The sequence below is a fragment of the Streptomyces sp. NPDC001663 genome (assembly GCF_042893105.1).
In the GTDB taxonomy this organism is placed as follows: domain Bacteria; phylum Actinomycetota; class Actinomycetes; order Streptomycetales; family Streptomycetaceae; genus Streptomyces.
This window is the reverse complement of record NZ_JBIAUR010000001.1, coordinates 1,089,211-1,107,769: the sequence shown is the minus strand read 5'-3', so window position 1 is coordinate 1,107,769 and position 18,559 is coordinate 1,089,211. Positions and strand designations below refer to the sequence as shown.

The window sequence follows — 18,559 nt, the reverse complement described above, 5'->3', positions numbered from 1 at the left end:
GGGTGCGGCGCGGCCGGGGCCGCGCCGCGTGGTTCAGCGGCCCCGGGCCGCAGCAGTGGCCAACTCGGCGGCGGGTGCCGGGACGGGGTGCGTGGTCGGCGCGCCACTGCGGCGGGCCTTGCGGGCGGCGGCCCGGATGGGCTTCAGGCGCGCCTCGTGGGCGGCGGCCAGCTGTTCGCCCTGGGCGCCGCGTTCCACCTGGGTGATTAGGTGGGAGTGCGGGACGTCGTAGTGGCCGCGCGGCACGGGCGCGGGGTCGGTGAGGGCGGTGGCGAAGGCGGCGAGCAGGTGGCGGGGTGTGCGGTCGTCGAAGTACGCGTGCCACAGCCGCTGGTGGCCACCGAGGCCGGTGGGGAGCGCGACGTCGGTGCTCCAGCTGAAGTAGTCGCTCGTCAGCGTCGCCCGCCGCTCCATGGTGGTGATGCCGTCCGGATGGCGCGCACTCTCATTGCCCCGCTCGTCGCGCTCGTAGGTCCAGTCCGCCGCTTGCAGGGTCGGCCACACGTCTGGCTCCATGGGCGGGGCGGGGTGCAGGAGGGCGTCGGTGAATCCGGCGATGATCTCGGCGGGTGTGTTGCCGCCGAACGACGCGTGCCAGCGCTGTGAGGAGATCCGCCACCAGGCGGAGTACGTGTCCGCAGCGGGTTCGAGTGCGAGCGTGTGGCGGAAGTCGGGGCTGGCCAGGACGACATGGGGAAAGTCGGGGTCGGCGTAGTTCTTCCAGCCGCCGGCCCGCAGCGCCTGGGTGACATGGCGCGGGTCGCCGGGCCCGGCGAGATGACGGGGACTGGTGTCGAACCAGATACGAGACCAGGGGTCGTCGGCCTTGCTGACGATGTAGGGGCGGGTCACGAAGTCGTCGGCGGACCTGCGGGCGCGAACGCCTGGCCGCCCACGCGCTGGATGTCCCAGTGCAGGACGTGCCAGTCCGTGGCCTCCTGGGCGGCGTCCCGGAGCCCGTCGATGATCAGGCGGATCTCGTCGGTCTGGGGGCTGGCGGCCCGCTGGGAGACGAGGTGCGCGGCGTTGCGCAGGACGTCGCCGAGCAGGATGGGGACGCCGGTGTCCTCGTCGAGGAGGCGAGCCAGCAGCGGCAGCACGTCGGTGACGGGCGGGTTGGTGCGTAGAGAGTCCTTGAGCTGGGTCAGGGTTGCGGTCGCCTGCGCGATCTGGTCGGAGCTGGGGTGTGAGGGATTGGGCATCAGCGTCCTTGAGTGAAACGTGGTGGTGAGCGGGGCCAGGCTGTGGACAGCCCTGTGGATATCCCCTGTGGCGAGGGTGTCGTCGCAGTTCAGATCGGTGATGAACCTCCTTGCCATCGAGGAAAGTTGGGGACAGGACGGCGGGCGTGTCCACCCGAGGCCGGTCAGCGGCGTCGGCCGTCGGATGTCGCGTACGGGCGAGCGCCGGGGCTGGAGCGAGCCCGGTTGGTGGCGAAGGAGCTACGGGCCCATGTGGCCGCTCTGGCGGCGGTGATCCGGGCCTGCTGCCACGCGCCGAGCTGGGACGGTAGGACGGACACGGAGGTGGTGCGGATCCGCTGGGAGGGCGGGACGCGGCCGAGTGGCCGCAGCACGGGCTGCGGGTCCGCGAGCGCCGTGCTGAATGCCTGCACCAGGTGCATCGGCGTGGTCGGCGTGAACATCGCCTCCCACACCCGGCCGTGTTCGTTGCGAGCACCGGCCCACCAGTGCGCCTGCCCGGGGCCGGACTGGTGGAAGCGGACGAAGGCATCGCCGTCCGGGCTGCGGGCGGTGAAGTGCTGGCCTCGCTCGGTCTCCCAGCCCTGTTGCTGCAGGGGCTCCCACACGTTGGGGGCGTGCGCCTTGCGCTCCGTGAACAGGGCGTCGGTGATGCCGGCGACGATTTCGACGGGCGTATGCCGGCCGAGGGTGGCGTGCCATGCCTCCTGGTGCGCGGTCTGCTTCCCGCTGATGGTCCAGCCGCCGGGCTGGGTGAGCGGGTCGTATCCGATGCGCACGGACTTGTCCGGGCTGTCGAAGACGATGGGGCCGCCGGTCTTGGACTTGTCCTTCCACCCGGAGGCGCGCAGGTACTCGGTGACGTGGCGCAGGTCGCCGCCGCCGGCGAGATAGCGGGGCTCGACGAGGTAGTGCTGCTGGGCCTGCTGACCGGCGGCGCCCCAGCCGGACCACTGCTTGTTCTGTCTCACCGGTGCCGCCTGACGACCATCGCCGATCCGGCGGCCCGCGCAGCCGGGCTGGTGGACGGGGCGGCGGGCGTGGCGAGCTGTTTGATTGTGCCGGTGTGCTCGTTGAGGTCCTCGCCCACGCTGTCGAGTTCGTTGGCCGCGCGGCCCAGGGCCAGCCACACCTCGGGGTGTAGGACGCCGCGCTGGGAGTGGTCCTGGGCGAAGCGTGATCCGGTAGCGACCAGGTCGGTGACTCGTCCGAGCAGGCCCCCGTCGTAGTCGAGGACCTTGCCGAGAATCTGGGCGGCCTCGTGCGGCGGCGACTGGGCCAAGAGCTGTGTGAGCTGGCTGAGCTGGCGTGCGATGTCGTCAGCGAGCCGTACGGAGGTGAGGGGCGGGGGGTTGGTCATGGGCCTCCTGAACGGGCCAGGTCGGGCTGCTAGTTGTGGTGGCGGATGCGGTGGCTGTCGACGAGAGGGAACATGTCCCGGCGACGGGCTTCGTCGAGGGCCGCTTCGGGGTGCCCGCCGGCCAACAGGTTGGTCCGTGTGCTGCTGCCGGCGGTGACGGCACGCAGGTAGCGGCGGAAGAGGGCGGTGACCAGGCGCGGCTTGCGGTCGGCTGTGATGGGCGGTGGGGTGCGGTCGGTTTCGCGGGTGACAGGTACTCCAGGTGAGGGCTGGGCCGACCCCCCGGTGCGGGGGCGGCGCGGTGGGTGGTCAGCGCGTATGGCGAGGGCGCGACGCGCTCGGGGCAGGCGCTGCGGGCGCGGGTGCCGGCCGGTGTGCTGGGGATGCGGCGAGGGCGGCGCGGTAGGCGGTGCCGCCGAAGAGGCCCGTATCAATGGAGACCTGGAAGCCGTGGCGCGTCAGCAGCCACGCAGCCCGATCGGCCATGTCCTTCATGGCGATCTCGTCCATCTGGTCGGGGATTTGATGCCAGATCTCGCCCTCGCCGCCGTGGCGTTCGAGCCCGAGGCCGTCGAGCAGGACGAGCAGCTGCTCCGGGGCGCTGGTGCGGGTATCGACGTAGATCGTTCCGTCGCGGTGATAGAACTCAACGTCGACCTCGTGCTCGTCCGCCAGGCTCACGAGCGGGACTCCTTTCGATCGTGGCTCACCGCCGACGAGGTGTCGCCGGACTGCCGTGGGCCCGGATGCCGGTGGCGGTCGCGGTGTGCGGCGCGGCTGCGGCGCCGGGCTGGCGGCGCACTGCCTCTGCGGCCTCCTGATAGGCGGCGGCGTCCCAGACGGCGTTGGTGATGTTGACCAGGTATCCGGCCACGAGCAGCGAGGGAACGGCGCTGGTGGCGAGCCACTTCTTCTCGGCCTCGGTGAGGCGGTCGGGGACCTCGTGCCAGACATAGACGGGCCCGGCCGTCGCCGCCGTCTTGCGTTCGAAGCCGAGGCTGTCGAGCAGGGCCAGGAGTTCCTCGGGTGCATCGGTGGGGGTGTCGGCGTGGACCGTGTCGGTCAGCGGTTTGACGTAGATCTCGACGTCGGTGCCTTCGTCGTCGGCGCGGTTTCCCACGTACGGCATGCTCCTCTTCGGGGATCGGGTCAGCGCTGTCGAACGGCGGGCGCAGCCAGTGGCGAGGGCGCTGTGGACACTGGGCGGGGGTGGGTCTGTGGTGCGGGGCCGGTCCGGTCGGCGTCATTGCGGACCTGCTCGATCTGCCAGGTGAGGGTGGACAGTTTGTTGACGATGGCCCCCAGCTGCATCGCCACCTGCGGGTCACGGCCGGTGTCCTTGAGACGCCGGCCCCACGATGCCCAGGTCGCAAGCAGCGACTGTGTAAGGCGGGGCAGCAGGCCGTCGTCGGGTGCCGCGATCTCGGTCAGGACCGCCGTGACCTGCCGGTCGTTGTCGGCATCGCTGCCGAGTGAGGTGAGCTGTTCGAGATGGCGGTGGGCGGCTTGCCGGTCGCTGCCCTGGGTGGCCAGGGTGTTGAGCGTGGGGTCGAGATGGACGCTGTACCCAGCCAGAAGCAGGGCATGGGCTGCGGCGGTGGCACCCTGACGCTGCTCCTCGACGGGCAGGGCGTGCGGCAGGCGGTGGTAGTCGCCGCGTGGGCCTGGGGCGGAGTGGAAGCCGCCGGCGGTCTGCAGGAGGCCGGCCGCGCGCTGGTCGCCCCCGATGGCAACGACCAGCGCGGTCTTCGGGTCCCGGGTGATGGTCACGTAATCCAGGACGAGGAACGTCGGCTCGTCCTCGTGTGCGAGAGTCACCGGCCCCGGTGCGGAGAGGTGACCGGCGGGCTCGGGGGCGCTACCGCGGTGGTGCCCAGGGCGGGCCGGGCGGGCGGATTGCGTAGGACGACGCCGATGCCCAGCTCGGACAAGCGGTGGCCGGCGGCTCGTACGGACGCGGCCTGGTGCGCGGAGTCGTCACCGGACAGGAAGAAGACGTTGTTTTCTGCGTCGAGGGCGAAGCCGGCCTCGGTCAGGGCCCGGACGATGTCGTCGCGGTCGGGCTTGTCGACGACGAGGGCGTCGCCGGACCAGGTCATCACCACGTGTTCCGGCTCGGCGGCCGGCGGCGTCGTGAGGCGGGCGGCGTTGGTGCGGACCTGGGCGAGGGCCTTGTCGTACCGGGGCAGCAGGTCGTAATGGATGTCCTCGGCGGCGCTGAACGGATCGGCGTCCACTGCGATTCCGTCGGGCTCGCGGACGCCACGGAACGCTTCGGCCGGTGCGTCGGTGGGGGCCATAGCGGCGATCAGGTAACCCTCGCCGTGCCCGAGCGGGTCCGCGACGAACAGTCGGCTGCCGTCGTCGCGGGTCAGCACGGCGCAGTGGTCCACGGTGTGCTTGGCCAGGGTGTCGGCGACATCGTTCATGTCCCACACGTGGTCGGGGAGGGCGTCGTGGTCGTTGTTGCCGCCGCGGTCCGGGTGGTACGTGCTGGTCCAGGCGCCGGGCAGTTCGCCGGCGAGGACGGCAGCGAACGAGCCGAGAGTGGTGTCGGGGGTGGGGTCGTGCATGGTCTCCTCGAAGGTAATAGGGGGCGGGGGTCAGCGCCGCCGGTGTGCCGGGGCAGCTGCGGTGGGTGCGGCGGCGGGGCCGGTGGTCAGGCGCGGCGGGGGTGCAGGACAGGCGCAGATGGCGGAGGCTTCGCGCTCGTCCGGCCCGACGTCGGCGGTGCACGCGCGGCGCTGGGGGTGGTTCTGGTGCCGGTCGGCGAGGTCGTTGCGCATGTGGGTGAGGTCGGACCGGATGGCGCCGAGCCGGTGCTCGCCGAGGTACTGCAGCCGCTTCGCGGTGTGCGGATCCGGGGCCTGGCCCAGGCCCTGGTAGAAGGCGGCGGTCGCGGTGAGGACTTCGCCCAGCGCGATGAGCACTCCGTCGTGGGAGGCGGTCAGTTCGGTCAGCGCGTCTGCGACCTCGTCGCTCGTGGTGGCTTCACGGATCCGTTCGGCGAGGTCGGCGACCAGCGAGCCGAGTGGCTGGTAGTGCGCCTCGCGCGTCTCGGTGTCGAAGGCGTCATCGGCGTCGACGTCGTAGCGCACAGCGCGCAGCCGGGTCACGGCGCGAGTGGCGAGACGTTCCTCCTCGGCTATGTCGAGACCGATGGGCAGGCGGTGATAGGTCTCGTGGAGGCGGACGACGGGGACGAAGCCGGTGCGTTGAAGGATGCTGTGGGCTTCCGGATCGCCGCCGCGGGCGAGGACTTCTCCGGAGTGCGCGTCGCGCCCCAGGGTCAGGAAGCGATCGGCAAAGGCCAAGAAGCTGTTCTTTCTGTCGGGTCAGCGGGTCAGCCGGGTGCCGGGCGTGGGAGGCGCGGCGGTCATTCGGGTCGAGAGGGGCACCGGCCGTGCGGTAGCGGGCAGGGCGGCGGCGGTCGTGTCGAGGTCCTGCTGGACGCCGTGCAAGCGGCGGGCGATCAGCTCCAGTTGGCGTCCTGCGGCCGGGCCGTAGGCGTGCGGGAGGCGATCGAGACGGTGGGCTGCGTGCTCGACGAGGCCGCGCACGGTCGCGAGCGGACCGGTGTTCTCGTCGGCGAGCTGCCGGAGCAGTCCGGCGAGTTGAGTGGTGGAGTCGGCAGCGCCTGGTGAAGCGCCGTTGCCCGCCGTGGTGGTGCGCTCCGCGAAGCGGGCGGTCTGCCCGGGATCAGGGCCGAGGAGGGGAGAACGGAGGTCCAGTTCGGCCTCGATACGCCGGCACTCGGCTGCCAGGAGCGGAAGCAGCCGGTGGGGCTGCGTGGTCCATGTGTTGTCCGGGCGGATGAGGTTGGCGAGCAGGTCGAGGCGGCCGGGCTGTGCCTGGACGGCGATCCAGCGGCAGCCGGGGTCGTCCCCTGGCCGCTGGATGCCCGCGATGCGGGCGATCCGGTGGGCGATCTCGGACCACTCGGGGCCGGTGAGGTCGCGGTCGCTGGGGTGCAGGCGCACATCTGCGTGCCAGATGGCGCGTCGGTCGTCCTGCGCACTGGCCGCGAAGGGGTGCTGCCAGCTGGGGTCGTCCAGGTGCTCGGCCCACTCGGCGGAGGTCCAGGACTTCTGCTCGTCGTCGCGCGTGTAATAGTCCAGCCCCGGCCAGTGGGCGACCACCGTGTGCTCGGTCAGGCTCTCTTGGTCGCTGACCGGGCGGTCGAGGGCTTCGGCGAGCGGCTCGTTGGGGCTGATGTCACGTGGATGGATACGGATGATCATTGTGAGGTGGGCTTCCAGCGCCTACGGGCGAGTTGGGTCAGGTCGTGCGCGGCGGTGATCAGGGTGTGTTCGCGCACCATGTCGGAGTGGACGGCCAGGTTGCCCGGCGGCAGGAGTTCCAGGGCGCGCTCGATGGCCGTGCGCGCCTGGCGGTACTGGCCCAGCGCGCGCAGCGCCGAAGCCTTGCGGAACTGCGCGATCGGATCGTCTCCACCGCCCTCGGGCAGCCGGTCCACGAGGGCGAGCAGCGCGTCCGCGCGGCCGGGAAGCAGACCGCCCAGCCACACTCCGTGCAGCAGGACGTGCAGCGTCTTGGGGTGATCCGATGCGGTGGCGAGGACCTTTTCCATCACGGCCAGGCCATCCGAGCGGGACTGGCCCAGGCGCGCGAAGGCGTACAGCGCCCAGCTGTACGGGTCCGCATTCAGCACGCTCAACGGCACCTGGTTCAGGAGGGATTCGATGGAGCGGCACCGGAAGTCGTAGCGCAGGGCGCTCAGGTAGAGGTGCCGGTACGTCCGCCAGATGACCGGGCCGGGGCCGGGGTCGGTGACGTGCTCGGGGTCGAGAAGTACCAGCGCACTGTTCCCGGCGGCGCGGGCTTGCCAGGCGACGTCAGCGCCCACCTCGGCTGACTCCTGCCACGTCGCGTCCCGATCACGCAGGGCCTCGGCCAGGCGCATGGGCCACTGGGTACCGGCGACCGTCTCGATGGCGATCGAAGCCGCGCGGGCCAGGGCCGCGTTGCGCTCGGGGCTGGGGGTCATCGCCCGCCTCGGGCGTCGGCGACGTGCACCACCTGATTGAGGTGGTTGACCGAGTACCAGCCGCAGTCGACGTCCTGTTCGGCGCCGGCCAGGCGTGGGACGAGGTAAGTACGCAGCGCCTGCTGGTAGATGAGGCAGTCCGGGCAGCGGCTGGAGAGATGGACGAGGTAGCGCGGGTGAGCGGTGAGGTACGTGCGCTCGCCGCCGGCCGGGTCGTACAGCCGCCACCCGTCCTCGTCGGTCGGCGTGTGCCACGAGGGCGTGACGACCTTGTAGGCGTCTCCCCACAGCTCGCTGCCGGAGGTGCCCTTGAGGATGACGACCTGGTCGCCGGGCCGGAAGTGCTGGTGGGTGATGTCCCGTTCGGGGGTGACGACGTCACCTGGGGCATGCGGCTGGCGGGAGATGGCGTCGGGCACAGCAGGGGTTCCTTCCACGATCAGGCGCAGGGGAGGCGGTGGGAGGAACAAGGATCCGGACGATCCCCGGTTTCGGTAACCGGTGATCGTCGGGTATAAGACCCTGTGTCTACCGGAACGGATTCTCGGTTCCGGTGTCGTCGCTGGTGGCGGCGTCCAGGAGTTCGGGCAGGTCAGTGCCCTCGGCGTCGCGCTGATCGATCCACCACCCAACGCGGGTGACGGTGCGGATCGTGTCCTCCAGGGCAGCCCAGTCGGCCTCGTCCCAGCTGCCTTCGGTCACCAGTGCGCTGTACGCGGTCGTGACGAGCTGGTGGCGGGATCGTTCGCCCCAGGCGAGAGCCTTCTCGGGTCCTTCGAGCGGCGGCATGTCGAACTGCTCGGCCCACTCGGTGGCGGTCTGCTGTTCCTCCGCGCGCCTGGCGGCCAGCCACTCCTCCTTGCCGGCGCTGTCCTCGTCGCGGGCGGCCTTCCAACAGTCGGTGCAGTCGCGTCCCTCCAGCCAGCGGGCGAATCCGGCCCGCCGGTCGGCAGGGCGGTTGGAAAGATCATGCGAGATTTCGTGTCCACAGCGGTGGACGATGTTCCACGTCGTTCGGACGGCCATATGAGGGCGAATCTCCTTATTGTCGGGGGTGGTTCGGTGTGTTCCGGGCGTTCGGCGCGACCTGGGCGGGGTGCTAGCACCCCGGGCTAGCACCCCGGGCAGTGGCCTCGGCAAGGCGGCAGTGGTGGACGGTCAGCGGGTCCGCCCGGTGGCGGCAGCAGCCGCCGGCGGTTTCGGCGGCGTGCTGGTCGAGACGGTGGGGCGGGAGGGTCCCTGGGACGAACCGCCGGTGGCGCTGCGGACTACCGCGACCAGGTCCTCGCCGGACTCGAGCCACACCGCCATGGCCTCATAGGTGCCGCCTGGTTCGAGCCCGCTTCCGGCGTCGTCGCTGGACTGCGTCAGGGAGGCGAGGAGGGTCTCGAAGCGGTCGAGAACCTTCGCATCCTGCGCGGCCAGGGGCTTGGCGCCGACGCGGCGACTGGCCGTGATCAGGTAGGGCGCGTGGGTGAGGAACCGTTCCAATGCGGCGTCTAGGTCCGCGGGGTCGGGTAGGGCACGGTGCCGGGCTCGACGTGGTCCCGCAACCAGTTCAGGTCTTCCTGCACTTCGCGCAGCCGCGCGAGGTTCACCAGCTGCTCGAATTCCGGCAGGAGGCGTGAGCGCACCTCTGCAGCGACTGCATGGGCGGCGGCGACAATGCGTGGCCCTGCGCCGATCACGTGGAGGTAGTCAGGGGAGGGAAGCAGGGTGGCGACCAGGTACTGGCCGTCCCATGGGCGTTCGGCCAGGAGGAGTTCGGTGCCGCCGCCGTCGCGGAGGATCGCCGCACCTGAGTTGCGGTACTTCACCAGCGGGGACAGCACGGGGCCGGCCTCCCACACCCAGTCCAGCAGGTGGGTGGGGATGTTGCCGTCCGGGTAGTGCTCGATGTCCACCTCCCACGGACCGGGGAGACCCTCGGCGATGAGGTGCGCGATGTCGCCGAGATAGGGACGCTCACTGGTGATGACCTTGGTCTGGCAGTCGCGGGCCGTCTGGTGGTGCTGGGTGAGCGCCTCGCGCGCTTGGGAGTGGTTGTCGAGGCCAGCCGGTGGACCTCGTCCTGGTGCCGGGTGAATCCCGCCAGTTCCAGGGCGGTGGTGGCCCACCGGTGCCGCTCCCCGCTGGGGAGCGCGACGATCGTGTTGCCGACGGCGAGGTGCAGGGTGATCTCGGCGGAGGAAGTCAGGGCAGCGGGCTTTCGGTTCGGGACACCGGGGTCAGCGCCGTGGCCGCCGCGGGGCGCCGGCGGGCGAGGGCTGCGGGGTCATGGCGGTCTTCGTGCGGCGCAGCGTCGGCGGTGCGGACGCTGCGGCCGGAGTGGGGCACAGGTCAGGGTCGAGGTCGACGCTGTAGCGAGCTGCGGTGAGCATCTCCGCAGCCCAGGTGGCGTGTTCGTTCTCCCAGGTGCGGCCCAGGTCGAACGGCAACCGGATCCATACGCCGCGCAGGGTGGGATAGGTGTCGAATCCGGCACGGGCCAGGACGCTCGTGGCGAAGGCATCGACCGGGCCTTCGACTTCGACTTCGCCGCCCAGGCCGCGGGTGATGTGGATCGCTTCGTCGCTCATCGGCTCCGCCCCTTTCCGGCTGTCTGTGCTCGGTCGCCCATGGGCACAGCGGCGGTCTGCGGCACAAACTCAGGGAGGGTGGCTGTCGGGGCGGTGAGCCTTTGCGGGGAGCGGGTGGCCGCTGCCTGCGCGATGGGGTTGCGTCGCTCCATCAGCTTGTTGCGCACGGCCGGTTGCGGTGGGCCGGCGGTGAGGGCGGGGTCGAGGGGGTAGTCGGCCTGCACCTCGTAGCCGTGTCGGCGAAGGTCGAGGACGGCCTGGCGGGTACGGAGGACCCCGTCCTGCTGGGGGTGGGTGAGCCGGTACAGGCCAGGGGTCTCGGGGATCGGCTCGAACTGTTCACGGACCAGGAACCAGTCGGCCAGGTGCGCGGGGATGTTCGCGGTGGCGGCAGCCACGAAGCCGTGGTCGGGATGGGCGCCGAAGCGGAAGTGGTCAGACAGAGGCGAATCCTTTCTTTGAGCGGTCAGCGGTGCGCTGCCGCGGAGCGCGGGGCGGGCAGCGGCGCGGGGCGGGCGGTGAGCAGTCGCGGGCTGGGCGCGGACAGCGCGGCCGGCCCGCCCGGTACGGCGGCGCGGGCCTGGCGCTCGAACGCTTCGCTGTCGGCGAGCCACGTTTCGATCGCGGGCAGGACGGCGAGGCCGAGCTGCCCGCGGACCTGGCTCCATTCGTGGGCCGGCAGTGTGCGGGGGATCGAGTACAGGTCGTGGCGCAGGTCGTTCCATTCGTTCCAGGCGTCCTGGCTGTGGTCGAGTGCCTCGCGCAGGCGGGTCAGGGCCGCGGCGTCTTCCTGTGGGATCGGGGAGCGGGCGACGAAACGGGGCGCTTCAACTAGGAGGCAGAGGAGGCGGAATCGCGGAGAGCGCGCGCTGCGGCGTGCAGGCTGGCACCGAACCGGTGAGCGAAGACCCGCGCCTTTCCCTCCAACTCGTCGTAGGAGTCCTGCGCGGTCATCTGCGCGGCGTGCTTGCGGTACCGGTAGACCGGAACGGGCAGCAGGATTCCCGGGGCGAGGCAGGTGATCGCGAGAGCGCAGTAATCCTCGCCCTGTACGAGACCGCCCATGGGGGCCGCGCGCACCAGGTCGGTTCGGGCCAGGATGGTGGTCGGGCCGAGCGGGATGGTGTCGGCCGGGTCCTTCCAGTACCGCCATACGTCCCCGGCCTCATGCCGGCCGGGCGGCGTCGGGCACCGCCACAGGGTCGTGGACCCGTCCGCGTGCAGGTCCTGGCTGTATCCGGCACACCAGCCCACCCCGGTCTCCTCCAGCGTGCGCAGCCGCAGCGCCATGGCCCAGTCGGTGAACTCGTCATCGTCGTCAGCCCATTGGACGTACTCGGTGCGCACTTCGTTGAGGGCGAAGTTGCGGGCGCAGGCCGCGCCGACCGAGCGCGGCAGGGCGAGGGTGCGGATGCGCGGGTCGACGGCGAGCGCGGCGGGCAGCCGGGTGGGGTCGGCGCCGTCGAGGGCGACGACGGCCTCCCACGGGACGCTCTGGCGGCACAGGCTCGCGTGCATGGCGGCGAGGAACGCCAGCCGCTCCGGGCGGAGTTGGGTGGCGATGACCACGGTGATCTTCGAGTGAGGGTGCGGCGACAGGTGCTTCTCCGGGCGGGCTTCGGTAAGGACGGTGCGGGCTGCCGGGGCTATCGGCGGGCGGCCTTGCGGGGCGCCGGCGCCGATGCAGGAGCAGTGGCGGACAGGCGCGGCGCGGTACGCGGCGGCACGACCGGCGCCGGAGAATCCGGGTTCCATGCACCGGGACCGGCGACGATGCGGCTGCGCGGGTCGGTGTCCCACCCGACGACGGGTCCGCGGTCGTACGCCAGCAGGCCGATCACTTCGATGCCGGACTCGTGCAGGACATAGGCCCACTCCAGGTCCTCGGTGCCGTCCTGCGTGATCAGTTCACGCTCGGCCGGGGTGCCGTCGGTGTTGTACACGTTGGTGAGCTGGCGGCTGGGGTACTCTTCGCCCCCGGTCAGGGAGCGGCGCAGGCCGGCGGGAGCACCGTCGAGGAGGTCCGTGCCCAGTTCCTCCCAGCCGTGGTGCACCTCGTCGATCAGGTGCCGGGCCATCGCCTCCACGTCACCGGCGAACCGGTGCTGGTAGGCGGCCAGGAGCAGCGGGAGTTTGCTGTCGGGGTAGCCGTCGAAGTGGACGTACATGCCGGCATAGCCGTCGGCGGTGGGGCGGGCGATGACCGCACGGGTGGACAGAGAAGTCTCCTGGGGGATGGGGCGGGTCAGTGCGAGCGGGCGCGCGGCGCCGGAGCCGAGGTGGGGGCCGGCCGGGCTGCGGCTGGGGCAGGTGCGCTGGTCCGCGCGGTGGTCTGGGGCGGTGTGGTGGCCGGGATCGGATGGTCGGGCTTCCACAGGCCGGGGGTGTCGCGGAGCCGGACGCGGGGGTCGGTGCTCCACGCGACGAGGGGCCCGCGTTCCACGCCGGGCGCGCTGATCACTTCGATGCCGTGTGGGTGGAGGACGTATCCCCAGTTCAGGCGGGACGCCGTCCGCTCCGTGTAGATCAGAGGCGGCACGGTCGGCCGGGCCGGGTATCGCTTGCCGGGCCGGTCGCGGCCGGCGGCGAGGCGGTCGCGCAGGGCGTCGGGCGCTCCGTCGAGGAGGTCGGTGCCGAGGGAGGACCAGCCTTCCGGCGCGTCGTCGATGAGGTACGCGGCCAGGGCCTCGGTGCCGCCGGCGAACCGGTGCCGGTGCGCGGTGAGCAGCAGCGGCAGGTGATGGCTGGGGTAGCCGTCCCGATGGATGTACGTCCCGGCGTAGCCGGTGGCGGTGGGGCGGGCGATGAGAGAACGTATGGACAGAGAGTCTTCCTGTCGACGGGACGGGTCAGCGGGAGGGGCGGCGTGCGGGCGCGGCCGGTGGCCCGGGTGCCGCCGCGGGACCGCTCGTGGCCTGTGCCGGGGCTGACGGGTGCGTGCGCCGGTAGGTGTCGGCGAGGTGGTCGTCGGTCAAGCAGCTGAGTTCGTCTCCGAGTTCGGACAGCTGCTCGGCATGCCGGCGGTACCGTTCGGCGATCTTCGGCTCATGGTTGCGCTCGCACCACTCGGCGGCCGTCTCCAGGAACTGGTGCAGCTCGCTCAGAGCGCTGTGTCCGTCGCCGAGGACGGCGGTGGCGACGGCCTGGAACTCGGCGGTCGTGCGCACTTGGTACAGCCGGCGGGTCCAGGCAATGACGCTCTGCCCGGCGTCCTCGATCGTGAGGCCGTCGGTGAACTGCTTGGCGTCGTGGGCGGCCCAGCGGTGCAGGTCGTCGGTGGCGGGCCGGTTGCCGCGGTGGTCTTTGATCTGCTCGCCGGTACGACCGACGGTGTCGTACAGGTCGAAGTCGGGGTGGGACAGGGACAAGGAACTCCTCGGGGCGTGGAGCCGGGCCGCGGTGCTACGCGTAGGTCGTGAGTCCGGAGGCGACGGGCGGCCCGGAGGCGTCGGTGCGGTCGCACGTGTAGCCGATGAGGCGGGACGGGGCGGCCTTGGCCGGCACGGTGGCAGCGTCGGAGCAGACGAACGTGTACGTGACCGAGGTGCGAGGGATGTCGTGGAGCCAGGCGCGGTCGTCCTTGCCGGGGTTGATCTGCAGCCCGGAGTGCGCGACGGCGTCGGTCTGCGTATGGGTGTGGGCGAAAAGGATCAGCGCCCCACCGTCGGTGGTCTTGAGCGCGTAGGCGTCCTTGTAGCGGTTGGCTGCCCCGGCGAAGACGGTGGTGCCCAACTTCCCGTACTTCTTGGTCGTCTTGTCGTGGACCTTGATCTGCTGCTTGCTCGCCGTGGTCGGGGTGAAGACCTTGGTGCCGGCGTTCACCCCGCCGGTCGCGAAGTTGTCGATCACTGCGGCGCGCAGCAGGTCGGCATCGGCGGCGAGCTGCTGGTTGCCGCCGGCGGCGACCGCGGTGGCGTAGCCGTGCTGGTCGAGGGCGATGTCCGGCAGGGTCTTGTCGTCGAGGTCGACGACGGAGACCATCTCCCACCGCGTGTGCTCCGGCTGCTCGGCGAAGACCGCAAGTCGGCTTGGATCCTTGCCCTTCTGGCCGGAGAGCGCTGCGGCGAACCAGCGTTCCTGGCCGGCGGTGAAGCGAGGGATGTACAGCTTGGCGTTGGCGGTGTCGTACGACCACGGCTTGTACGGCTTGCGGTCGGCCTGGGGCAGGCCCTCGTCCTCCTTGTAGTCCGCCACGGACATGGCGTACAGCGGGCCGTCCTCGATGCTCTCGAGGAGCGTGCGGTCGTTGTCGGCGTTGGCCTCGTTGTTGATCTTCGAGTAGTGGGTGATCTGGGCGAGGGCCTCCTGCTTCGTCAGCGCTGGTACGGCGGCTGGTGCGGGGGAGGCGGTGCGGGTGGACTTCGTCGTGGCGTCGTGGCTGCTGGTGTCGGAGGTTGTGCAGGCGGACGCGGTGAGGGTGACGGTCGCGAGCGTGGTGAGCAGCAGGGCGGCGCGGCGGGCGGGGGTGTGCGAGGGGATGAGGGCGCTCCGGAGAGGGGATCAGCGGGATCGGGATGGGGTTGTGGTGGTCGACAGGGAGGGCACGGCGGTCGCGGCCGGTGGTGTGCGGGTGTCGGCAGCGGCGCGCAGGTGCTTCGCGGCGCGGGCGAGGTAGATGCGGCTGTCGCCGAGGCGGTCTTCGAGCCGTTGGTGCTCGGTGGTGATCGCCCGGTCGCGGGCGGGGCCAGGGGCCTGGTGAGCGAGGTCGGCGAGATGGCCGAGGTGATGAACTGCGGCGCTGAGGGCGGCGAGCGCGAGCCCGGTGGGTTCGGCGGCGCTCGCGAGCGCGAGGGTCGTGCGGCGCACCGTGGTCGTGGGCCGAACCGGGGAGCGGGCGGCTGCGCGATGGCGGAAGGCGCTCTCGCTGGCCAGGAATCCCAGCAGGCGGGCCAGGTGACGGACTTCGTCGTCCAGGATCTCGCTCAGCGCCGGATCCGGGCGGATCTGGTCGGGGAGCGGAAGGTGGTCGGCAACGGTGTTGAGCCGGTCGGCCACGTCGTGCAGCAGCATCCGCTGGTCGGGATCGGACAGTGGCAACTCCTTGATGCGAGGGCCGGGTTCTACCTGCGGGAAATGGATTTCGGGGAGGAAGACACCATTGGCAGCATCTTGCTCGCAGCTGCTGATGCCGCAGTGGGAGGCGGGAGGGGAGCGGCGCGGCGGAAGTTGACCCCGATGCCCTGGAGTGTGAGCCGCTGGGCGGCGAGCTGGACCAGCAGGGCGCGCTCCTTGGGGCTGTAGGAGGCTGGCAGCACGAAGGCGAACTCATTCGGGCTGTACTGGAAGTTGCAGCCGAACAGCGTCATGCGCGCCTCTTCGGGAACCGAGTCGTACGGTGCTCCCACCACGCCGTCCGGGTACCAGACCAGCGTGAGAGTCTGGGCGACCTCGGGCGCGGGCTGTCGGTGCGGCGGCTCGGGCTGGCCGAAGGCGTTGTGACGGACCGCGTCCAGGGCCGCCCGGTAGCGGGGCAGCAGGCGTCGGGTGACTGCGGCGGCGGCGCGGGCCGGATCGTTGGGGACGTCATCAAGGCCGCGACGGTCCCCCTGCTCGACCGCGGCGGCGCGGTCGTGACGACACCGCTCATCACCACCGCGTCGGCGAACGGGGAGAACAAGATCACCAGCGGGATGAGCGTCTACCCCGTCGGTTCCGGAGCTCCGCTGCACTCGCACAACTGCGACGAGCACGTGACGGTCCTCGAGGGCGAGGCGGAGGTGTGGGTCGACGGCGAGGTGACGAAGCTGGAGCGGTTCGACACGACGTACGTCCCCTCCCCGATCCCCCACCTGTTCCGCAACGTCGGCGACGTCCCGCTGCGCATCCTGTGGGTGTACTCCTCGGGCCATGTCACCCGCACGTTCACCGAGACCGGCAGAACGGTGGAACACCTGTCGGCGGAGGACCAGATGGGCTCGGACGAGTAGCTCGGCCCAGCTCAGCGCACCGCTACCGTGGCCGCCTCCGCGATGACGTCGGCGACCCGCGCGGGCTGCTCCACCAGGGCGAAGTGCCCCGTGTCGGGCACGGTGACCGTCCCCACGTGCGGGCAGGCCTCCAGCCCTCGCCGTTCCTCGTCCGTCAGGCCGATCTCGTCGTGGTCGCCGCGGACGACCCACGCGGGCACCCGGGCCTCGCACAGCCTCGGCACCAACGACGGATACCGGTCCAGGTACGCGTAGTAGTGCCGCACGATCCGGCGGCAGTTCGCCGGATCGTTGCCTGTCATCGCCGCCGCCAGCGCCTCGGCGCGGTGCGGCGGCAGTTCGCGTTTCACGCCCACGGGCAGCAGCTTGAGCATGACCGCCCAGGCCGCACCGCCCAGCCCCGGCACCCGGCCCACGGCGTTCAGCACGGTCAGGAACTTCGCCTCGTCGCCGCGCGAGAAGGTCGGCGACAGCAGCACCAGCGGGCCCTTGAACAGGCCCAGCGCGGCCATCTCGATCGCCACGTTCGCGCCGAGGCTGTGCCCGACGACCGTGTCGCAGCCGGCCTCGGCGGCGAAGTCCGCCATCAGCCGGGCGTAGTGCTCCATGGACACGTCCGCGGGCGCCTCGGTGGGGCCGAACCCCGGCTGGGTCGCCGCGACCATCGCGAGCCCCGCCACCGCGGGCTCGGCCATGACGTCCGCGTAGAACTCGGTCGTGCACAGCGCGCCCGGGATCATCAGCACCCGGTGCGAGGCGTTCGTCGCGCCCGCCCGGCGGATCTCCCACCGCTCACCCATACATCGAGCGTGCCGCCGGACGCGGCCGACCGCACCCCGTGCGGGAATCCCGTCGAACGCCGGACGCCGGCCACCGCACCGGGTGCGGTGGCCGGCGTCCGTCCTTCCCCCGGTGGCGGCGCAGGCCGATCAGTGAGCTCCGACCAGCTCCTGGTCGGTGTTCTGCGGCGCCTGCTTGGAGCTGCGGAGCGCGGCGATGCCGATGAAGACCATGGACGACAGGCCGGCGAGGGCGAAGGCGGTGAAGCCGACGTCGCCGTTGCCCGCAGCGAGCAGCTGGCCGCCGAGCCACGGGCCGAAGACGGCGCCGAAGCGGCCCATGCCCGAGGTCCAGCCGACCGCGGTGGCGCGGTTGTCGGGGTTGTAGCGGATGGAGACGGTCGCGTAGATCATCGTCTGCGCGCTGTTCAGGAACACGCCGGTGAGGAAGACGACGATCATCGTCACGGTCATCTGCATGTGGACGCTGAGCAGGAAGACGCCGGCCGCGGTCAGCGCGAACCAGATCGCCGAGATGCGCGGGGCGCCGAAGCGGTCGGCGGCGCGGCCGGCGACCAGCATGCCCACGATGCCGCCGAGGTTGAAGACGACGACGAAGGACAGGGCGGAGCCCAGCTCGTAGCCTTCGGCGCGCATCAGGGTGGGCAGCCAGGTGGCGACGCCGTAGACGAGGAGCAGACCGCCGAAGGAGGCCAGCCAGTACAGCACCGTCTGGGTCCACTCGCCGCCGCGGAACAGGTCCTGCAGCGCCTTGAAGCGGTCGGCCGCGCCCTGCTTGCCGGACTTGGCGGCGGGCAGCTCGACGTCGTAGCGGGTGGCGAGCTCACGGGCCTCGTCGGTGCGGCCCTTGGCGACGAGGAAACTCAGAGACTCGGGCAGGAACTTGGCGAGCACCGGGGCGAAGAGCAGGGGGATCACGCAGACCCAGAACGCGGCACGCCAGCCGACCGGGTCGATGAGCCACTTGGCGACGTAGGCGGAGAGGATGCCGCCGGCGTGGTGGGCGGTCATCAGCAGGCCGATGATGATCGCACCGCGGCCGCGCGGTGCGTAGTCGGAGACCATGCTGATCGCGGTGGGCAGCAGGCCGCCGAGGCCGACGCCCGCCAGGGTCCGGCCGAGGCCGAAGACCGCGACGCTGTCCGCCAGCGCGCACAGGCCGGACGCCAGCGAGAAGAGGACCACGCACGAGACCATCAGCTTCTTGCGCCCGATCCGGTCGGCCACGGTGCCCGCGGTGAGGGCGCCGACCAGCATGCCGAAGGTGGCGTAGCTGCCCAGGTCGCCGGCCGTGTCGGGGGTGAGGCCGAAGGTCTTCGTCGCCAGCAGGTGCGGCAGCACGGAGCCGTAGATGAACATGTCGAGGCCGTCGAAGAGGACGGCCAGCCAGCACAGGCCGACGACCAGGAAGGCCAGTCTGCTGCCGCGGGCCGACAGAGCGGGGGAGGAGGACATCGTTGTTTTCCTCTCGTCCAGGAGGCGTTCCCTGGAGGGGATCAGGTGAAGCGGGCCTGCGCGGCTCGTGCGGCTGACCCGGTGCGCAAGACGCTAAGGATTCGTCCGAAAAGAGTCAACGCTTTTGTCAACAATCTCATCAACGATCCAGAACCGTGACGCTCACGGCGGGTGAGGCGAAGGGGCGGGCGCGCACGACCCTGTGCGCGCCCGCCCCCCCGGCACGAA

26 protein-coding genes are annotated in these 18,559 nt (G+C 71.3%); 1 reads left to right on the top strand and 25 read right to left on the bottom strand.

The genetic code is table 11. The features are described from left to right. Positions 1-33: 33 nt before the first annotated feature. The 23 genes from ACFY1L_RS05280 to ACFY1L_RS05170 all read right to left on the bottom strand — a co-directional run bounded on the left by ACFY1L_RS05280 (position 34) and on the right by ACFY1L_RS05170 (position 15,455). Positions 34-852 (bottom strand): DUF317 domain-containing protein, encoded by an 819-nt coding sequence (locus ACFY1L_RS05280; RefSeq protein WP_388818376.1) that lies wholly within the window; start codon positions 850-852, stop codon positions 34-36. Further along, complete coding sequence (locus ACFY1L_RS05275) at positions 849-1,202, bottom strand: hypothetical protein (RefSeq protein WP_388818373.1); 354 nt, start codon at positions 1,200-1,202, stop codon at positions 849-851. The genes ACFY1L_RS05280 and ACFY1L_RS05275 overlap by 4 nt, the downstream gene beginning before the upstream one ends. A 164-nt stretch (positions 1,203-1,366) precedes the next feature. Continuing rightward, on the bottom strand, positions 1,367-2,173 hold the full coding sequence (locus ACFY1L_RS05270) for a DUF317 domain-containing protein (protein ID WP_388818370.1): 807 nt from the start codon (positions 2,171-2,173) through the stop codon (positions 1,367-1,369). Beyond that, positions 2,170-2,562, bottom strand: a complete 393-nt coding sequence (locus ACFY1L_RS05265; RefSeq protein WP_388818367.1) for a hypothetical protein — start codon at positions 2,560-2,562, stop codon at positions 2,170-2,172. The genes ACFY1L_RS05270 and ACFY1L_RS05265 overlap by 4 nt, the downstream gene beginning before the upstream one ends. Before the next feature lie 309 nt (positions 2,563-2,871). Next, on the bottom strand, positions 2,872-3,243 hold the full coding sequence (locus ACFY1L_RS05260) for a hypothetical protein (protein WP_388818364.1): 372 nt from the start codon (positions 3,241-3,243) through the stop codon (positions 2,872-2,874). A 25-nt stretch (positions 3,244-3,268) separates the two neighbouring features. After that, a complete protein-coding gene (locus ACFY1L_RS05255; RefSeq protein WP_388818361.1) occupies positions 3,269-3,691 on the bottom strand; it encodes a hypothetical protein in 423 nt (140 codons plus the stop codon). 20 nt (positions 3,692-3,711) lie between these two features. Continuing rightward, entirely contained in the window at positions 3,712-4,380 is a 669-nt protein-coding gene (locus tag ACFY1L_RS05250) for a hypothetical protein (protein ID WP_388818359.1), read from the bottom strand. Further along, complete coding sequence (locus tag ACFY1L_RS05245; RefSeq protein ID WP_388818356.1) at positions 4,377-5,135, bottom strand: hypothetical protein; 759 nt, start codon at positions 5,133-5,135, stop codon at positions 4,377-4,379. The genes ACFY1L_RS05250 and ACFY1L_RS05245 overlap by 4 nt, the downstream gene beginning before the upstream one ends. A gap of 30 nt (positions 5,136-5,165) precedes the next feature. Then, positions 5,166-5,876: a hypothetical protein gene (locus ACFY1L_RS05240; RefSeq protein WP_388818353.1), complete on the bottom strand. Its 711-nt coding sequence runs from the start codon at positions 5,874-5,876 to the stop codon at positions 5,166-5,168. A 21-nt stretch (positions 5,877-5,897) separates the two neighbouring features. Next, positions 5,898-6,803 (bottom strand): hypothetical protein, encoded by a 906-nt coding sequence (locus ACFY1L_RS05235; protein WP_388818350.1) that lies wholly within the window; start codon positions 6,801-6,803, stop codon positions 5,898-5,900. Next, complete coding sequence (locus ACFY1L_RS05230; RefSeq protein ID WP_388818348.1) at positions 6,800-7,570, bottom strand: hypothetical protein; 771 nt, start codon at positions 7,568-7,570, stop codon at positions 6,800-6,802. Before ACFY1L_RS05230 ends, ACFY1L_RS05235 begins: the two co-directional genes overlap by 4 nt. Continuing rightward, positions 7,567-7,989, bottom strand: coding sequence for a hypothetical protein (locus tag ACFY1L_RS05225; protein WP_388818345.1), 423 nt, complete (start codon positions 7,987-7,989; stop codon positions 7,567-7,569). The genes ACFY1L_RS05230 and ACFY1L_RS05225 overlap by 4 nt, the downstream gene beginning before the upstream one ends. Before the next feature lie 109 nt (positions 7,990-8,098). After that, positions 8,099-8,596, bottom strand: coding sequence for a hypothetical protein (locus ACFY1L_RS05220; RefSeq protein WP_388818343.1), 498 nt, complete (start codon positions 8,594-8,596; stop codon positions 8,099-8,101). Between the two features lie 132 nt (positions 8,597-8,728). Further along, entirely contained in the window at positions 8,729-9,061 is a 333-nt protein-coding gene (locus ACFY1L_RS05215; protein WP_388818340.1) for a hypothetical protein, read from the bottom strand. Positions 9,062-9,069: 8 nt separating this feature from the next. After that, on the bottom strand, positions 9,070-9,687 hold the full coding sequence (locus ACFY1L_RS05210; protein WP_388818337.1) for a hypothetical protein: 618 nt from the start codon (positions 9,685-9,687) through the stop codon (positions 9,070-9,072). A gap of 111 nt (positions 9,688-9,798) precedes the next feature. Then, positions 9,799-10,149, bottom strand: coding sequence for a hypothetical protein (locus tag ACFY1L_RS05205; protein ID WP_388818334.1), 351 nt, complete (start codon positions 10,147-10,149; stop codon positions 9,799-9,801). Further along, the gene (locus tag ACFY1L_RS05200; RefSeq protein ID WP_388818331.1) at positions 10,146-10,547 is read right to left on the bottom strand and encodes a hypothetical protein; all 402 of its coding nucleotides are present in this window, start codon (positions 10,545-10,547) and stop codon (positions 10,146-10,148) included. The genes ACFY1L_RS05205 and ACFY1L_RS05200 overlap by 4 nt, the downstream gene beginning before the upstream one ends. Before the next feature lie 433 nt (positions 10,548-10,980). After that, on the bottom strand, positions 10,981-11,718 hold the full coding sequence (locus ACFY1L_RS05195; protein WP_388818976.1) for a glycosyltransferase family 2 protein: 738 nt from the start codon (positions 11,716-11,718) through the stop codon (positions 10,981-10,983). 77 nt (positions 11,719-11,795) lie between these two features. Next, positions 11,796-12,524: a hypothetical protein gene (locus ACFY1L_RS05190; protein WP_388818328.1), complete on the bottom strand. Its 729-nt coding sequence runs from the start codon at positions 12,522-12,524 to the stop codon at positions 11,796-11,798. Between the two features lie 474 nt (positions 12,525-12,998). Next, on the bottom strand, positions 12,999-13,517 hold the full coding sequence (locus tag ACFY1L_RS05185) for a hypothetical protein (protein WP_388818325.1): 519 nt from the start codon (positions 13,515-13,517) through the stop codon (positions 12,999-13,001). Between the two features lie 34 nt (positions 13,518-13,551). Then, positions 13,552-14,349 (bottom strand): hypothetical protein, encoded by a 798-nt coding sequence (locus ACFY1L_RS05180; protein ID WP_388818322.1) that lies wholly within the window; start codon positions 14,347-14,349, stop codon positions 13,552-13,554. A 300-nt stretch (positions 14,350-14,649) separates the two neighbouring features. Then, on the bottom strand, positions 14,650-15,186 hold the full coding sequence (locus tag ACFY1L_RS05175; RefSeq protein ID WP_388818319.1) for a hypothetical protein: 537 nt from the start codon (positions 15,184-15,186) through the stop codon (positions 14,650-14,652). Between the two features lie 23 nt (positions 15,187-15,209). Continuing rightward, positions 15,210-15,455, bottom strand: coding sequence for a hypothetical protein (locus tag ACFY1L_RS05170; RefSeq protein ID WP_388818316.1), 246 nt, complete (start codon positions 15,453-15,455; stop codon positions 15,210-15,212). Between the two features lie 204 nt (positions 15,456-15,659). Between ACFY1L_RS05170 and ACFY1L_RS05165 the strand changes: the two genes are divergently transcribed. After that, positions 15,660-16,076, top strand: coding sequence for a cupin domain-containing protein (locus tag ACFY1L_RS05165; RefSeq protein WP_388818973.1), 417 nt, complete (start codon positions 15,660-15,662; stop codon positions 16,074-16,076). Positions 16,077-16,087: 11 nt separating this feature from the next. On the opposite strand, the gene ACFY1L_RS05160 is transcribed toward ACFY1L_RS05165, so the two are convergent. Continuing rightward, a complete protein-coding gene (locus ACFY1L_RS05160; RefSeq protein ID WP_388818313.1) occupies positions 16,088-16,876 on the bottom strand; it encodes an alpha/beta fold hydrolase in 789 nt (262 codons plus the stop codon). Positions 16,877-17,005: 129 nt separating this feature from the next. Then, entirely contained in the window at positions 17,006-18,331 is a 1,326-nt protein-coding gene (locus ACFY1L_RS05155; protein ID WP_388818310.1) for an MFS transporter, read from the bottom strand. Between the last annotated feature and the right edge of the window lie 228 nt (positions 18,332-18,559).

Coding starts and splice junctions, on each gene's coding strand:
- ACFY1L_RS05275 (WP_388818373.1), bottom strand. CDS start 1,202: ATGCCCAATCCCTCACACCCCAGCTCCGACCAGATCGCGCAGGCGACC.
- ACFY1L_RS05265 (WP_388818367.1), bottom strand. CDS start 2,562: ATGACCAACCCCCCGCCCCTCACCTCCGTACGGCTCGCTGACGACATC.
- ACFY1L_RS05255 (WP_388818361.1), bottom strand. CDS start 3,691: ATGCCGTACGTGGGAAACCGCGCCGACGACGAAGGCACCGACGTCGAG.
- ACFY1L_RS05245 (WP_388818356.1), bottom strand. CDS start 5,135: ATGCACGACCCCACCCCCGACACCACTCTCGGCTCGTTCGCTGCCGTC.
- ACFY1L_RS05235 (WP_388818350.1), bottom strand. CDS start 6,803: ATGATCATCCGTATCCATCCACGTGACATCAGCCCCAACGAGCCGCTC.
- ACFY1L_RS05230 (WP_388818348.1), bottom strand. CDS start 7,570: ATGACCCCCAGCCCCGAGCGCAACGCGGCCCTGGCCCGCGCGGCTTCG.
- ACFY1L_RS05220 (WP_388818343.1), bottom strand. CDS start 8,596: ATGGCCGTCCGAACGACGTGGAACATCGTCCACCGCTGTGGACACGAA.
- ACFY1L_RS05205 (WP_388818334.1), bottom strand. CDS start 10,149: ATGAGCGACGAAGCGATCCACATCACCCGCGGCCTGGGCGGCGAAGTC.
- ACFY1L_RS05180 (WP_388818322.1), bottom strand. CDS start 14,349: ATGTCCGTGGCGGACTACAAGGAGGACGAGGGCCTGCCCCAGGCCGAC.
- ACFY1L_RS05170 (WP_388818316.1), bottom strand. CDS start 15,455: ATGACGCTGTTCGGCTGCAACTTCCAGTACAGCCCGAATGAGTTCGCC.
- ACFY1L_RS05160 (WP_388818313.1), bottom strand. CDS start 16,876: ATGGGTGAGCGGTGGGAGATCCGCCGGGCGGGCGCGACGAACGCCTCG.
- ACFY1L_RS05155 (WP_388818310.1), bottom strand. CDS start 18,331: ATGTCCTCCTCCCCCGCTCTGTCGGCCCGCGGCAGCAGACTGGCCTTC.